General features: G+C 60.0%; 1 protein-coding gene. It reads right to left on the bottom strand.

The genetic code is table 11. The features are described from left to right. Positions 1-222: 222 nt before the first annotated feature. Positions 223-502: hypothetical protein (locus F2B26_RS17335; protein ID WP_210766866.1), on the bottom strand; the 280-nt coding region annotated here is incomplete at its 5' end.

The raw sequence follows: 502 nt of genomic DNA, 5'->3' as shown, positions 1-502 counted from the left end.
GGGCACTAATATACCAACCACAATTCCCCTTGGCTAAGTGCATATTCTTGCTCTGCGCCCACGTCTCAAACGCCTTGCGCTCATCCCCCACCGGCTCGGCCTGCTGTTGGGCGGCTTGTATAGCTGCATCCCACACAGGCCGGAAGGCATTGCCGTCCATGTCTTCATGCTGGGCGCGAAACTCATCTGCCGCAGCAGAGTTCCACCACGTATCGAAATCTATCATTTGACCCCCGCGTGTTTAGCAGCTGCGGCGATGCCTGCCTTCAGAGCAGCTGCAGCTTTGTTGAGAACCATCCTGCTATCACAGTCCAACCAAGCATCGGCAGCGGCCTTCCGCATCTGCGCTGTGGGCTCAAGCGGGACAAGGACAAAACCGGGCGCCTCGCTCGGCTCGGCCACAGTCGCGGCGCTGCGAGTGAGAATGGCGCTTTCAATGCTGCGCGCAAAGCGGATGTGTCGGCACCATCCCGGCTTCTGCGGCGTGTCGTGGCATGCCTCA

Source organism: Cellulomonas citrea (assembly GCF_009829685.1).
In the GTDB taxonomy this organism is placed as follows: domain Bacteria; phylum Actinomycetota; class Actinomycetes; order Actinomycetales; family Cellulomonadaceae; genus Cellulomonas; species Cellulomonas citrea.
The sequence above is the reverse complement of the archived record's forward strand: the minus strand, read 5'-3'. Positions and strand labels throughout refer to the sequence as shown.